General features: G+C 59.6%; 14 protein-coding genes. 7 read left to right on the top strand and 7 right to left on the bottom strand.

Going from position 1 to position 13,446, the window contains the following annotated elements; translation table 11 throughout:
- The first annotated feature begins 3 nt into the window (after positions 1-3).
- Positions 4-1,758 carry a monovalent cation:proton antiporter-2 (CPA2) family protein gene (locus AC0L8G_RS18810; RefSeq protein WP_473385697.1) on the top strand — a complete coding sequence of 585 codons (1,755 nt, stop codon included), beginning with the start codon at positions 4-6 and terminating at the stop codon, positions 1,756-1,758.
- Here the strand turns inward: AC0L8G_RS18810 and AC0L8G_RS18805 are convergent.
- From AC0L8G_RS18805 to AC0L8G_RS18790, 4 genes are all read right to left on the bottom strand, one after another.
- Entirely contained in the window at positions 1,755-2,930 is a 1,176-nt protein-coding gene (locus tag AC0L8G_RS18805) for a DegT/DnrJ/EryC1/StrS family aminotransferase (RefSeq protein ID WP_473385696.1), read from the bottom strand. The two genes, AC0L8G_RS18810 and AC0L8G_RS18805, sit on opposite strands and share 4 nt — an antisense overlap.
- On the bottom strand, positions 2,927-3,874 hold the full coding sequence (locus AC0L8G_RS18800) for a Gfo/Idh/MocA family protein (RefSeq protein ID WP_473385695.1): 948 nt from the start codon (positions 3,872-3,874) through the stop codon (positions 2,927-2,929). Before AC0L8G_RS18800 ends, AC0L8G_RS18805 begins: the two co-directional genes overlap by 4 nt.
- 192 nt (positions 3,875-4,066) lie before the next feature.
- Positions 4,067-5,425: a class II 3-deoxy-7-phosphoheptulonate synthase gene (locus AC0L8G_RS18795; RefSeq protein ID WP_473385694.1), complete on the bottom strand. Its 1,359-nt coding sequence runs from the start codon at positions 5,423-5,425 to the stop codon at positions 4,067-4,069.
- Between the two features lie 203 nt (positions 5,426-5,628).
- A complete protein-coding gene (locus AC0L8G_RS18790; RefSeq protein ID WP_473385692.1) occupies positions 5,629-5,910 on the bottom strand; it encodes a hypothetical protein in 282 nt (93 codons plus the stop codon).
- A 200-nt stretch (positions 5,911-6,110) separates the two neighbouring features.
- Between AC0L8G_RS18790 and AC0L8G_RS18785 the strand changes: the two genes are divergently transcribed.
- Entirely contained in the window at positions 6,111-6,818 is a 708-nt protein-coding gene (locus AC0L8G_RS18785; protein WP_473385691.1) for a winged helix-turn-helix transcriptional regulator, read from the top strand.
- Positions 6,819-6,834: 16 nt separating this feature from the next.
- Here AC0L8G_RS18785 and AC0L8G_RS18780 read toward each other — a convergent pair whose 3' ends face one another.
- From AC0L8G_RS18780 to AC0L8G_RS18770, 3 genes are all read right to left on the bottom strand, one after another.
- Positions 6,835-7,473, bottom strand: a complete 639-nt coding sequence (locus AC0L8G_RS18780; protein ID WP_473385690.1) for a 3-oxoacid CoA-transferase subunit B — start codon at positions 7,471-7,473, stop codon at positions 6,835-6,837.
- Between the two features lie 79 nt (positions 7,474-7,552).
- A complete protein-coding gene (locus AC0L8G_RS18775) occupies positions 7,553-8,473 on the bottom strand; it encodes a sulfotransferase domain-containing protein (RefSeq protein WP_473385689.1) in 921 nt (306 codons plus the stop codon).
- Positions 8,474-8,476: 3 nt separating this feature from the next.
- Positions 8,477-9,172: a CoA transferase subunit A gene (locus tag AC0L8G_RS18770; RefSeq protein WP_473385688.1), complete on the bottom strand. Its 696-nt coding sequence runs from the start codon at positions 9,170-9,172 to the stop codon at positions 8,477-8,479.
- Positions 9,173-9,296: 124 nt separating this feature from the next.
- Between AC0L8G_RS18770 and AC0L8G_RS18765 the strand changes: the two genes are divergently transcribed.
- From AC0L8G_RS18765 to AC0L8G_RS18745, 5 genes are all read left to right on the top strand, one after another.
- Entirely contained in the window at positions 9,297-9,749 is a 453-nt protein-coding gene (locus tag AC0L8G_RS18765; RefSeq protein ID WP_473385687.1) for a hypothetical protein, read from the top strand.
- Entirely contained in the window at positions 9,713-10,693 is a 981-nt protein-coding gene (locus AC0L8G_RS18760; protein WP_473385685.1) for a serine hydrolase domain-containing protein, read from the top strand. Before AC0L8G_RS18765 ends, AC0L8G_RS18760 begins: the two co-directional genes overlap by 37 nt.
- The gene (locus AC0L8G_RS18755; RefSeq protein ID WP_473385684.1) at positions 10,690-11,067 is read left to right on the top strand and encodes a metallopeptidase family protein; all 378 of its coding nucleotides are present in this window, start codon (positions 10,690-10,692) and stop codon (positions 11,065-11,067) included. The genes AC0L8G_RS18760 and AC0L8G_RS18755 overlap by 4 nt, the downstream gene beginning before the upstream one ends.
- Before the next feature lie 41 nt (positions 11,068-11,108).
- A complete protein-coding gene (locus tag AC0L8G_RS18750; RefSeq protein ID WP_473385683.1) occupies positions 11,109-12,779 on the top strand; it encodes an NAD+ synthase in 1,671 nt (556 codons plus the stop codon).
- Between the two features lie 175 nt (positions 12,780-12,954).
- Complete coding sequence (locus AC0L8G_RS18745; protein WP_473385682.1) at positions 12,955-13,446, top strand: hypothetical protein; 492 nt, start codon at positions 12,955-12,957, stop codon at positions 13,444-13,446.

Raw genomic sequence — 13,446 nt, 5'->3', positions numbered from 1 at the left:
CCTATGGCGGCGGCGGAAAGCGACTTCCTGGTTCAGTCTGCAACCTATCTCGGCGCTGCGGCGATCGCGGTTCCGCTTTTCAATCGGCTCAAACTCGGCTCCATCCTTGGCTATCTCGCCGCCGGCATTGCGGTCGGCCCTTTCGGTCTCAATCTTCTGCATCAGGCGGAGGGCGTGTTTCACATCGCCGAACTTGGCGTTGTGCTTTTCCTTTTCGTTATCGGGCTAGAGCTTTCGCTGTCGCGCCTGTGGTCCATGCGCCAGCAGATTTTCGGACTGGGCGCGGCGCAGATGGGTCTCACTGGCGCGGCCATTGCGTGCATGTTTGTCATGGCGGGGGTGATGCCGCCGCCCGCCGCCGCCATCGCCGGTTTTTCGCTCGCCTTTTCGTCAACCGCCTTTGCGCTGCAATGGCTGAAGGATCGCGGCGAATTGAGCACGCCTTACGGGCGTCAGTCCTTTGCGGTGTTGCTGTTTCAGGATCTGTCGGTCATCCCGCTGCTTGCCGCGGTGCCGATCATCGCCGGGGCGGGCGGCGACGGCGCGGACTGGATCGCGATTTTCAAATCCGTCGGGGTGATCGCCGCGGTCGCCATTATCGGCAAATTCGGACTCGACCGGATGTTCCGCCTGGTCGCATCATCAGGCTCGCGCGAGGCGTTTGCGGCGGCGGCGCTGCTTGTGGTGGCGATTACGTCCCTGGCGGTCGCCTGGGCCGGGCTGTCCATGGCGCTCGGCGCGTTTCTCGCCGGCGTTCTGCTCGCGGAATCCTCGTTCAAGCACCAGATTGAAACCGATATCGAACCGTTTCGCGGATTGCTGCTCGGCTTGTTTTTCATTTCCATCGGCATGCGGCTCGATCTGTCGTTGATCCTGCAATTCTGGCCGGTGGTGATTGGCGGCGCGCTCGGGCTGGTCTCGATCAAGTCGATCATTCTCTACGCTTTGGCGCGGATTACGGGCACCGCGCGGGAGACGGCGCTGAAAACCGCGGCGACCCTGTCTCAGGGCGGTGAATTCTCCTTCGTCGTGTTGAGCCTCGGCGTCGGCTCGGCCTTGTTCACGACCGGTCAGGCGAGCGTGATGACGGCGGTCGTCACGCTGTCGATGGCGCTGACGCCTTTGCTGGCGGCGCTGGCGGCGCGCATGGCGAGCGATCCCGGCGAGAGCGCAGACGGCCTCGATGAACCGGAAGGCGGCCGCGATCATGCGCTGATTGTGGGTTTCGGGCGCATGGGCCAGATCGTGTCGCAGGTGCTGGTGAATTCGGGCGTCGAGATCGTCGCCATTGACCGCAATCCCGGTCACATTCGCAACGCCGAACGCTTTGGCTTCAAGGTCTATTATGGCGACGGCGCCCGTCTCGACATGCTCATGAATGCCGGCGCGGCGGACGCCAAAGCGATTATTCTGTGTATGGACGATCCGCCATCGGTGAATCTCGCGGTGACGATGCTGCGCGAGAAGCTGCCCAATGCAACGCTGATCGCGGTCGCCCATGACCGGTTTCATGAAATCGAATTGCGCAAGCTGGGTCCGGATGTGATCGTTCGCGAAACCCTGGAGTCGTCGATCATGATGGCGCGCGAGGCCCTGCTGCATATGGGGCTCGAGGCGCCGGTGATCGAGGACTATATCCAGCAATTCCGCTCGATGGACCGCGAGCGCCTGCTGGCGCAGATCGACGCCGGGCCGGAAGCCGGCCAGCATCTGATGCATCGGCGTTACGTAAAACCGGAGCGGGAAGACGCGCGCTAGCTCGCCTGTTCGCCGGCGATTTCGATCACCGCTTCGCAGATGAAATCGACCTGATCGGGCGTGAGGTACGGATGCATCGGCAGGGAGAAAATCTCCGAAGCGACCTTTTCCGTCACCGGCAGGCCGTTCGCCGGCGCGAAGTCGGCAAATGCCGGCATCAGATGCAGCGGTGTCGTGTAATAGATCGCCGTGGGAATGCCGTTTTGCTTGAGTTGCTTGACCATGTGGTCGCGATTGGCGACGCGCAGGGAGTAATAGCCAAAGCCTGACTCGGCGCCGTCCACATGGGCTTGCGGCTTGGCGACTTGGGCGAGGCGCGCATCATATTCCGCCGCGATCCGGCGGCGCGCTTTGCGCTCATCATCGAAGATGGCGAGTTTTTCCAGCAGCACCGCCGCCTGAAAACTGTCCATGCGGCCGTTAAAGCCAACACGCACCGATTCTTTGCGTGCTTCATCCGTGCCGTGCCAGCGGATCGACGCCCAGCGTTCCTTGTCCAGCGAGTTGCGGCTGAAAATCGCGCCGGCGTCGCCATAGGCGCCGAGCGCCTTGCCCGGAAAGAAGCTGGTGGCGGTGGCCGGCGCCAGCGCGCCGACTTCGCGGCCGTCAAGTTCGCCGCCAAAGCTTTGCGCCCCATCGGATAACAGGAACAAGCCTTCGCGGTCAGCGGTCGCCGAAATCGCCCGATAGTCCGCCGGCGAACCAAACAGATCCACCGGAATGACCGCGCGCGCCTGCAATTTGCCTTCCGCTCGCACGGCGGCGACGCGGCGCTCAAGATCGACAGGGCAGATGTTGAAAGTGTTCGGGTCGATATCGACAAAGACCGGCGTCGCGCCCGCAAGAAGAATGGCGTTCGCCGTGGCGTTGTAAGTAAAGGCTGGCGCAAAGACCGCATCGCCCGGACCGACGCCGCGCGCCAGCAAGGGAATGATCAGCGCCGCCGTGCCGCTTGCGCAGGCGATGACGGTTGAAGCGCCGGTGCGCTCCGCCAGCAAGTCTTCAAGCTCGTCGATTTCCGGGCCGGCGATATAACGGCCATGATCGAGCACATTCTGCAGGCGTTTTTCAATCGCCGGACGGATGCGTTGCTGCTGAGCCTTCAGATCAATGAAAGCAATGTCGCCGACACGGGATTTGCCGGCGATGGAAAGATTGACGACGCTGTTCATGCCCTCAATCTTTCATTTGCTTCGAACGCATCTGCAAGTCCGATGTCCGCCGCCGCCTCAATGCGCCGCGCCCAATCCAGTGCGTTGCGTCCATCCTCGCCGGTGACGATCGGTGTTTGCGAGCGTGCAATGGCGCGAATAAAGGCGTCTGAGCCAAATCCGAGCGGATCGGAGAAGGCCAGCGGCGGCGCGTCCATGTCGAAACTGCTGTGAAGGGTTGTGCCCGTTGTGTTGGCGGTCTTGCGATTGACGAAGTCGAATTCAATGATCCCGTCTTCATAGACCAGCGTCATGCGCCGTTCCGGCGTGCTGGCCCGGCGGCTCGCCGCCAGAGTCACTGTCGCGCCATTGGAGAGGATCAATTCCGCTTTCGCATCATGGGCGTCGCCGCTGGCGGCAACGGTTTCGATCTCGGCGCCAGTCAGTTTCCGGATGAGGTCGAGATCATGCACCATCAGATCGAGGACGACGGATACGTCTTCGCAGCGCCCTGACGCGGCGGTGCGGCGCACGCTGTCGATCTTCACCGGAGATTTCCCGATGGCGAGCAGGCCCGCCGCCTCGGCGACATAACGTTCCTGATGCCCAACTTGCAGAACAACGCCTTTGTCATTCGCTATCGCGATCAGCCTATCGGCGTCCGTGGTATCAAGAGCGATTGGTTTTTCGACGAACACATGCTTGCCGGCGGCCAGCGCGCCTTGCGCCAGCGTGAAATGCGCGCTCGCCGGAGCGGCGATAACCACCGCATCCGCAGCGGCGAGAAATGCGCTGTAGTCTGAGAAAGCTGGAACATCCAGCCGCGCCGCCAAGGCGTTTGCGCGGTTCTGGTCAATATCGAATATGCCGATTAGGGACGCGTTCTCATGCGCAGAAATTTTTGCGCTGTGGTGTCCGCCAAACACACCGGCGCCTGCAACGCCGATCTTGATGGGCTCTTTCACAATATACACTCCGCCAGTTGCGCCCCGCACCGGCGGGAACGGCCCCTGAGAACACCGCTCCCAATATTATCTTAGCCTGCGTCATCTTAAGGAGAAGCACCCCTCAACTATTAGGGCGTTCACACTATATTTCCACCTGTTTCGCCTGATGTGAAGCGAGCAGTTTATGACAAATTGATCACAAGCTGGCGATTAGGCGCCGGCAGTGCGTTTCGCCTTGAACCGGTCTGCAAGAATGAAGGCCAAATCAAGGGCCTGACTTGCGTTCAGGCGGGGGTCGCAATGTGTGTGGTAGCGTGAGTGAAGGTCTTCTTCGGAGATTTCCCGTGAGCCGCCGAGGCATTCCGTGACATTTTGCCCCGTCATTTCGAAATGCACGCCGCCGGGAATAGCGCCTTCAGCGTTGCAGACATCGAAGAACGACCCGACTTCCGACAGGATCGCGTCCACATGGCGGGTTTTATAGCCATTGCCGGACTTCACCGTATTGCCGTGCATCGGATCGCAGGACCAGACCACATTGCGGCCTTCACGCGTCACGGCGCGCGCCAGCGCAGGCAGTCCTTCTTCGACCTTGCCGGCGCCGAAGCGTGAAATCAGGACGATGCGGCCTTCCTCGTTTTTCGGATTGAGCGCGTCGAGCAGCGCGAGCAACTCATCCGGGTCAAGGCTCGGACCGCATTTCATGCCGATCGGATTTTCGATGCCGCTGCAGAACTCCACATGCGCGCCGTCAAGCTGGCGGGTGCGGTCGCCGATCCAGACCATATGCGCGGAGGTGTCGTACCATTTTCCTGTGGTGGAATCGACGCGCGTCATGGCGCTTTCAAAACCGAGCAGCAGCGCTTCGTGACTGGTGTAGAAATCGACTTCGCGGATGGCGCGCACGGTCGAACCGTCAATGCCGCAGGCTTCCATGAAGGTGATCGATTCCGAAATCTTGTCGGCGATCTCGCGATAGCGGTTTTCCTGCGGATTGCCGGAAACGAATTCGAGGTTCCATTTCTGGACGTTGCGCAAATCCGCATAACCGCCATAGGCGAAAGCGCGAATAAGGTTGAGCGTCGCCGCCGCCTGCCCATAGGCCTTGAGCAGCCTTTGGGGATCGGGCGTGCGCGAACCGGATTCGAACTCCATGCCGTTGATATTGTCGCCGCGATAGCTCGGCAGGGTTTCGCCGTCGATTTTCTCAACCGGCGAGGAGCGTGGTTTGGCGTATTGCCCGGCGATGCGGCCGACTTTGACCACCGGCATGGCGGCGCCGAAGGTCAGGACGACCGCCATCTGCAGGAGCACGCGAAAGGTGTCGCGAATATTGTTCGGATGGAATTCCTTAAAGCTCTCGGCGCAATCGCCGCCCTGGAGCAAAAACGCTTCGCCGCGGCCGACCTGCGCAAGCGATGAGCGCAAAGTTCGGGCTTCGCCGGCGAATACCAGCGGCGGATAGCTCGACAGTTCCTTTTCCACGGCAGCCAGCGCGTCCGGGTTGGGATAGTCAGTCGGGATGTGCAGCGCGGCTTTCTCGCGCCAGCTTTGAGGTGTCCATGTCATCTTAAAAAACTCCGTACGCGTAACCCTTTAGCCCGCAGGTCCCGGCGCCGCAACACGCGCCGGGCGAGGTTGTGGAACGCGGCGGATAAAAAAACGGCGCCCGATACAAGGGCGCCAGTTTTCAGGGTTGATTTTGGGGTCTTGCCTGCAGCGGGCGGGCGCGTAGTGACAGGGACGCCGCCCGTTACAGGGTATTTGCGGTTCTAGGCTTTGACCGCAAATTCGGTGACTTCGCCGCGGCGGATCTTGCATTCGGCGGTGATGGCTTCGCCCTGGTCCGGGCGGAGCTCGATAGCGACGGTTTTGGTTGCGGCGCCTGAGCCTGTGAGGAATTTCGCACGATATTCGCCGGCGGTGACGACGCCTTGCGATTCCGCGTGGGCGGCGCAAATTCCGACCTGTTTTGGCCAATCGGCGGCGTTAGCGGGGGCGGCTGCGAACGCGACGGCGCAAAGGGCGGCGCCAGCGAAGATATTGTTACGCATAGGGTTTCTCCATTTGAGGCGCCCGGCCTGGCGCATGTTTTATATTCGCCGATTGAAAACACGGTGGAGTTTACTATATAAAAATGAAGTGTCAAATATATTTTGTACATAAGCTGCGATTTTGTTAGAAGCAGAACAAAGTAGCGGCGCTTGTAATACGTTAAGAAAAACTGCCGGAACAAAGACGTGGAGGACGCCGAATGGCGCGCACATATAATCAGGATTGTATTTTGGCTCACGCGCTCGACCTTCTGGGCGAGCGCTGGACGCTTTTGATTCTAAGGGATCTGTTTTTAGGGCCCCAGCGTTTCGGCGATTTACAGGCGGCGCTGCCGGGCATCGGCGCCAATCTGTTGAGCAAACGATTGAAGGAACTTGAAGAGGCCGGGTTGATCGACGCGGTGTCGACCGGCGATGCGCGAGGGCGCTACCGGCTGACCGACACCGGCGAGGCGCTGCGGCCAACCATTCGCACGCTGATGAAATGGTCGATCCTGTATTTTATGGAACGTCCGGAATCATCCCCGGCGCGCGAGTGCATTTACACGGATAATTTGCAGCCGGACTCGGTTGCGCTGGCGATCGAAATTTTCGCCGCCTATTGCCCGGAGCCGGACAATAATTATGTGGCCCATATCCTGATCGATGATTTTCCTTATACGATCTATAATATGAACGGACAGATGACGGTGCGCCGCGGCGGCGACGGCCCGGCTGTGGCCACGATCATTTCCGATGTGGCGACCATCATGCAATCATTCCGGATGGAGCTGACGCTAGAGGAAGCGAAATCCCGCATGAAAATGAGCGGCGACCAAAAAGCGCTCGCCCATTTGCTGCGCTGTATCGTGCACAAGGATGTGCATGACAGCGAGAGCACTGTCACGCCGATGGCGGCGTCATTCTAGCGTTGCAGCAATAAGCCTAGACGGCGACGTCGAATGTGGCTTCGGTCATGGATTTGACCTCATCGACCGTGACGCCGGGCGCCAGTTCAGTGAGTTTCATGCCCTTGCCGCGCTCAATCTCGAACACGCCGAGATTGGTGATCACCATATCGACGACTTGCTTGCCGGTAAGCGGCAGCGCGCAATCATGCAGCAATTTCGGGTCGCCCGCTTTTGAGGCGTGATCCATGACAACGACGACGCGCTTTACGCCGGCGACGAGGTCCATCGCGCCGCCCATGCCCTTGACCATTTTGCCGGGGATCATCCAGTTGGCGAGGTCGCCCTTTTCGGAGACTTCCATAGCGCCGAGGATCGACAGGTCGATATGGCCGCCGCGGATCATGGCGAAACTGTCGGCGCTGGAGAAATAAGACGTCCGGCGTAATTCGGTGATGGTCTGTTTGCCCGCATTGATGAGGTCGGGATCGACTTCATCCTCATAAGGGAAGGGGCCCATGCCGAGCATGCCGTTTTCCGATTGCAGCGTGACATCGACGCCATCGGGAATGTAATTCGCCACCAGCGTCGGAATGCCGATGCCGAGATTGACGTAAAACCCGTCTTCAAGTTCTTTGGCCGCGCGTTCGGCCATCTGATTGCGATCCCAGGGCATAGCAAGTTCCCTTCTTTACATCCGTTTTTTGTCAGCATGGGGCGGCAAACGCAATATCGGCATTCGCCGCCGGTTCATTTCATCCGGTCTTTTGCGGGCTCGCCGCCATTCGGGCCGTGTTCCAGCTGCCGGTGGGGATGGTTTCATCCGCAAGGCAGGCGTCAATGTCGTCTTTCAGCAGGGAATAGAAGTAAGCCCTTTCGCTGTCCGATAGTTTCAATTGTCGGCGGAAGGCGGCGTCTACGACGTCGCGGCCTTTTTCGCGCAATTGCGTGCCCGCAAGTTTGTCGGCGATAAAGCGCAGGGCGGGGTTTTTGCGGACCGCCCAAACGCCCGGATCGACAAATTCATTCGACTGGTTCAGGCGGGGCGGCTGGCGCGGCGCGACGGCGGCGCCCATGAAACGCGATACCGTGTCGGCGGTTTCTTCCGGCGACGCCAGCGCTTTGTAATCCAGCAACAGCAGATCGTCGCCGAAAGCCTCCCGGTATCGCGCAATATCCGCATAATAGCGGCTGCGGCGCTGATGAAAAAACAGCGGCTGCCAGCCTTCGGCGATGCGTTTTGGTTCAAGCTCCAGCGATTTGCGAAAGCTCACGGTTTCCAGGCCATCGCGCCGCGTATGCTGATATTCGGAAAAAGCGCGGTCTATGGGGTCGCGCAGCATGCACAAAAGTTTGACCGACCGTCCTTTTGCGAATTCCTTCAAGCGGTCCGGCGTGTTCTCGCAGGAGAGGTAATCGGTGGACGCGTCGATGGCCCATTGGTCGTCGCGCGCGGTTTCGAACAGGGCGAGATATTTTTCAAAATCGAAATTGACCTTGGTCGATGTGCGCGCGCCATGGGCGTTGAGCACATAGCTGTCCTGCTGGTCGCGGAAGTAACCGGGCTCCTTGAATTCGGGCTCGAAGAAGCCGTCATTCTGACAGAGCCAGCTCGCGAAGGAGGTGGTCCCAGCTTTCGGCGCGCCAATAATGAACAGATATTGCGTCGCCGCCATGAATTAGCGGGTCCGGACGGTGCGGTTTTCGATGCGCTTTTCGTGTTCGCCCTTGATCAGGCGCTGCACGTAAATGCCGGGCGTGTGAATATTGTCCGGATCGAAGCTGCCGAGCGGGACGATTTCCTCGACTTCGGCGATGGTGACTTTGCCGGCTGTCGCCATCATCGGATTAAAATTGCGCGCTGTTTTGCGGTAAAGCAGATTGCCCTGCGGGTCGGCCTTCCAGGCTTTCACAATCGACAGATCCGCCACCAGACCGGTCTCCATAATATAGGTCTCGCCGTTAAAGTCCTTGTGTTCCTTGCCTTCCGCGATCAGCGTGCCGACGCCGGTCTTGGTGTAGAAACCGGGAATGCCCGCGCCGCCGGCGCGGCAGCGTTCGGCCAGCGTGCCTTGCGGATTGAATTCCAGCTCCAGCTCGCCGGCGAGATATTGCCGCTCGAATTCCTTGTTTTCACCCACATAGGAAGAAATCATTTTCTTGATCTGATGCGTATGCAGCAGCAGCCCGAGGCCAAAATCGTCAACGCCCGCATTGTTGGAAATGAACGTGACGTCTTTCACGCCGGAATCGCGCAGCGCGGCGATCAGGTTTTCCGGAATGCCGCACAATCCAAATCCGCCGGACATGATCGTCATGCCGTCAAAAAGCAGCCCGTCGAGGGCTTCGCGCGCGTCCTTGCAGGTCTTATCCATGAGTGTCTCCGACTTTGCGCATTCGACTAGCGCAAAAGCTGCGGGGCGTCCACATTCAGGCGGCGCCCGAATAGGCTGTTTTCGCCGCTTTGCGGTCGCATCGGGCTGGTTTAGGCTTGCGGCCATGACGGAATGGAAAACACAGCACAAAATTTTCGCCGGTCTGGGAGCGCTCGCAGCCCTTGGCGTCATCTATGCCGGGGTCAAAGCGGACCGCCTGGCGCGCATTGGCGCCGGCTATAAGGCCAAGATAACCTGCTCTGAAGTTTTCATCGCGGGCCGCGATGCAAAGACCGTGATCAATGGGGAATTCAAGGGCATGCCCGCGGCGATGGCGCAATTGTCGGTCAAGGTCGACAAGAACGCCAACGCCGTTCGCGCCCGTGGTCCGTTCGGGCTTGGGCGCGCCCGGGCGATCTATCGCGAAGGATATGGCTGCACCCTGGCGAATGCCGGCCGGGTGGCGCCGCTGCCCGCGCCGCCGCCGGGCTTCGCCGCCGAACCCTGGGGGAGGCGCCGCCGGTTTCCGGCAAGGCGATCATGCGTGTCGATTATGGCGCGCTGGCTTTCGCCTTGACGCGCGCCTTTGACGAAAACACAACAAACCATCGCGCCGTCCTCGTGGTTGTCGACGGCAAGATCGTCGATGAGCGCTATGCGGACGGGTTCGAGGCGACGACGCCGTTCCTGTCATGGTCCATGGCGAAAAGCGTGACCACCACGCTTGTGGGCGCGGCGGTGAAGCAGGGCTTCATCGACATCAACGATCCGGCGCCGGTCCCCGAATGGGCGGGCGATGCGCAAAAATCGAAGATCACCTGGAACGATATGATGCGCATGCAGTCGGGCCTCGCATTTGGCGAGGAATATGGCGAAGTGCGCTCCGACGTGAATGTCATGCTGTTTGAAAAAGCCGATGCGGGCGCGGCCGCCGCGCGGATGCCGATGGAGCATGCGCCGGGCGAGGTCTGGTATTATTCCAGCGGCACAGCGAACCTTATTGCGCGGACCTTGCGTCAGGTGCTGACGGATCAGGGCGTTGAATTTTACCGCTTCGCCCATGACGCTATTTTTGAACCGATCGGCGCGTCGAGCATCATCCTTGAGCCCGACGCATCAGGCACATTCATCGGCTCATCTTTTGTTTATGGCACGGTGCGCGATTGGGCGCGTCTCGGACAGCTCTATCTTCAGGACGGCGTCTGGAATGGCGAACGCCTGCTGCCTGAGGGCTGGACCGATTATGTGCGCGAACCGGGGGCGGCGTCCGATGGTCAGTATGGGGCGCAATTCTGGCTCAATCTCGATGGCGAAACCCGCGAACGTTTTTTCCCCGGCGTAAGCGAAGAGATGTATTTCTTCGCCGGTCATGAGGGGCAGTATGTTTTCATCATTCCGGAAAAACGCATGGTCATCGTGCGGACCGGCATGACGCGCGGCGAGCCGGGCATGGCGGCGGTCGGACCGCTGGTGAAAGAAATCTTCGATGCGGTCGGCATGCCTGATGAGACGGTGAATTGACCGAGCCGGATCTTGAAGGGTTCGACCGCCTTGTGCGGGCCGCCTATGCGGGCCTACCGGTAGCGTTCCGCGCTCTATGCGGCAATGTGGTGGTGCACACGGCGGAAGAGGCGGAGCCAGACATTCTCGCCGATCTCGGCATTGTCGATCCGCTGGAGCTTTCCGGCCTGTTTGAAGGCGTCGCCTTTGGCGAAGCCGACGAGGCGCCGCCCAATCATGTCCATTTATACCGCCGGGCCATCCTCGATGAATGGCGCGAGAGCGCGGAATTGAGCCTTGAAGAGCTGGTGACCCATGTGCTGGTTCACGAAATCGGCCATCATTTCGGGCTTTCCGACGCGGATATGCACGCTATTGAAGATGCGTCGGCCTGACTTCGGGTTGGGACCTTAACATCTGCTCAAAAAGAGCATAAATGCGGAATATGACAGAAACACTCGCCATAGCCCTTTGCCAGATCGCGCCTGTCGTTGGCGACATTGACGGCAATGTCGCGCGCATCCTGAGCGCACGCGCCGAGGCCGAAAAGCAGGGCGCCGATCTCGCCGTCTTTTGCGAGCTGGTGGTTTCCGGCTATCCGCCGGAAGACCTGGTGCAAAAGCCCGCCTATCAGCGCGCCTGTATGGAGGCGGTGGAAAAGCTCGCCGCCGAAACCGGCGATGGCGGGCCGGCGCTGATTGTCGGCTCCCCCTGGCGGGAGGGCGATGCGCTGTACAATGCGGCGTTCCTGCTCGCCGACGGCAAGATCGCCGCGACGCGCTACAAGGTGCGCCTGCCGAATTACGGCGTCTTTGACGAGCCGCGCCGGTTTACGCCGGGTCCGGACTATCCGGAACCGATAGTGTTTAAAGGCGTCAAGCTCGGCCTGATGATCTGCGAAGATATGTGGCTGCCCGGCGCGGGCGAACATTTGGCGGGCAAGGGCGCCGAGATGTTCATCGTGCCCCATGGCTCGCCTTTTCGTAAAACCGCGATCAAGGAACGCACGCAAGCGGCGCGGGCGCGCGTCAGCGCGACGGACAAGCCGCTGATTTTTGTGAACCAGCTTGCGGGGCAGGACGAGGTGCTGTTCGAGGGCGCCGCCTTTGTGATGGACTCCGCGGGCGTGGTGCAATATCGCGCGCCGCAATTTGCAGAATCCATTGCGATCACCCGCTGGAAAAAAGACGTCGCCGGTTGGGCCTGCATTGAAGGGCCGCAAGCTGAATGGGTGGACGGCGAAGAGATGGTCTATCGCGCGGTGACAAGGGCTGTGCATGATTATGTGACCCGCAACCACTTCAAGGGCGTTGTTATCGGGCTTTCCGGCGGCGTCGATTCAGCGCTCACCGCCGCCATCGCTGTCGATGCGCTGGGCGCGGATGCGGTTCACTGCGTGATGATGCCGTCGCGCTATACCTCGAAAGAAAGCCTTGAAGATGCGGCGGCATGCGCTGACGCATTGGGGGTTGTCTATCGTTCCATCGATATTGAGCCGGGGGTCGAGGCGTTTGACAAAATGCTGGCGCCGTCTTTCGACAATTTGCAGAAAGACGTGACCGAGGAAAATATTCAGTCGCGCTTGCGCGGCGTCTTGTTGATGGCGCTCTCCAACAAGTTCGGCGATATGGTTTTGACCACCGGCAACAAGTCGGAAATGTCGGTCGGCTACGCAACGCTCTATGGCGACATGAATGGCGGCTTCAATCCGCTCAAGGATCTTTACAAGCTGGAAGTGTTTGCGCTGTGCCGCTGGCGCAACGCCCATCACGCGCCGGAGCTGAAGGGGCCGAAAGGCGAAGTCATTCCCGAGCGGATCATCACCAAGCCGCCTTCGGCGGAATTGCGCGAAGACCAGAAGGACGAGGACTCGCTGCCGCCATATGAGGTGCTCGATCCGATCCTTGAAATGCTGGTCGAAAAAGAAATGGGGGTGAAGGACATCGCCGCTGCGGGCTATGACGAAAAAACCGTGCGCCGCATCGAACACTTGCTCTATGTCGCCGAATATAAGCGCCGCCAGGCGCCCCCCGGCCCGAAAGTCGCGAGCGTCAATTTCGGCCGCGACCGCCGCTATCCGATCACCAATGGCTGGCGGGATAAATAAACTGTTGCCATTATGTTCTCAATAGGGCAAGGTGCAGGAGTTCTATATGTAGACGTAGGAGTCCAAGGTGGCCCTAAATGCTACCAAATCTAGTACCCACACGGGATGGATTGCGAGGAAATCTGCTGAAGGGCTGTTTCATGCCGTGAGGTACGCAGATGAGACCGGCCGTCCATTGAATCAATTGGTTACGATAAATTTTGACTGCTTGAGCGTGCCAGCGGAAGCCGCTCCGAAACAGTTTAGCCGCCTACGTGAAAATACGGTTCGTGCCTGGGCTTATCAAAGGCGGCTCGATGGCACTTTAGGTCCCTTTGCGGATTGCCATACTCATGAAAATCCAGCGAATCAGCAGCCACATGTCCATTGGATGATCCATGTGCCGCCACAGCACTTGGCCCGCTTTCGACGCGGGTTGCTGAAAAGGATGAAGCGGCAATTCTCGCTTGAGGAGCTTGGTGCAGCAGTGGAATTTACGCCGGTAAAAGGTGCGGGTGGCTTAGCTAAGTACATGGTGAAGGGGGTTGATCCTCTCTATAAAGATTATTTTCATATGGACTATGTTTCGGATCAGGGGAAAGTATTCGGGCGTCGCGTGGGAATAAGCAGAAGCATTGGAAGAGCGGCGCGCGCCAATGCTAAATGGAAAAGACGCAAACAGCACTAA

It is taken from the genome of Hyphococcus sp. D3-15 (genome assembly GCF_055809375.1).
This window is presented reverse-complemented; position numbering and strand designations above follow the sequence as displayed.

Excerpts from the sequence above, each read along its gene's own strand:
- AC0L8G_RS18765 (WP_473385687.1), top strand. The coding sequence starts at position 9,297 with ATGACGGAATGGAAAACACAGCACAAAATTTTCGCCGGTCTGGGAGCG.
- AC0L8G_RS18790 (WP_473385692.1), bottom strand. The coding sequence starts at position 5,910 with ATGCGTAACAATATCTTCGCTGGCGCCGCCCTTTGCGCCGTCGCGTTC.
- AC0L8G_RS18750 (WP_473385683.1), top strand. The coding sequence starts at position 11,109 with ATGCGGAATATGACAGAAACACTCGCCATAGCCCTTTGCCAGATCGCG.
- AC0L8G_RS18805 (WP_473385696.1), bottom strand. The coding sequence starts at position 2,930 with ATGAACAGCGTCGTCAATCTTTCCATCGCCGGCAAATCCCGTGTCGGC.
- AC0L8G_RS18780 (WP_473385690.1), bottom strand. The coding sequence starts at position 7,473 with ATGCCCTGGGATCGCAATCAGATGGCCGAACGCGCGGCCAAAGAACTT.
- AC0L8G_RS18760 (WP_473385685.1), top strand. The coding sequence starts at position 9,713 with ATGCGTGTCGATTATGGCGCGCTGGCTTTCGCCTTGACGCGCGCCTTT.
- AC0L8G_RS18795 (WP_473385694.1), bottom strand. The coding sequence starts at position 5,425 with ATGACATGGACACCTCAAAGCTGGCGCGAGAAAGCCGCGCTGCACATC.
- AC0L8G_RS18775 (WP_473385689.1), bottom strand. The coding sequence starts at position 8,473 with ATGGCGGCGACGCAATATCTGTTCATTATTGGCGCGCCGAAAGCTGGG.
- AC0L8G_RS18770 (WP_473385688.1), bottom strand. The coding sequence starts at position 9,172 with ATGGATAAGACCTGCAAGGACGCGCGCGAAGCCCTCGACGGGCTGCTT.
- AC0L8G_RS18810 (WP_473385697.1), top strand. The coding sequence starts at position 4 with ATGGCGGCGGCGGAAAGCGACTTCCTGGTTCAGTCTGCAACCTATCTC.
- AC0L8G_RS18785 (WP_473385691.1), top strand. The coding sequence starts at position 6,111 with ATGGCGCGCACATATAATCAGGATTGTATTTTGGCTCACGCGCTCGAC.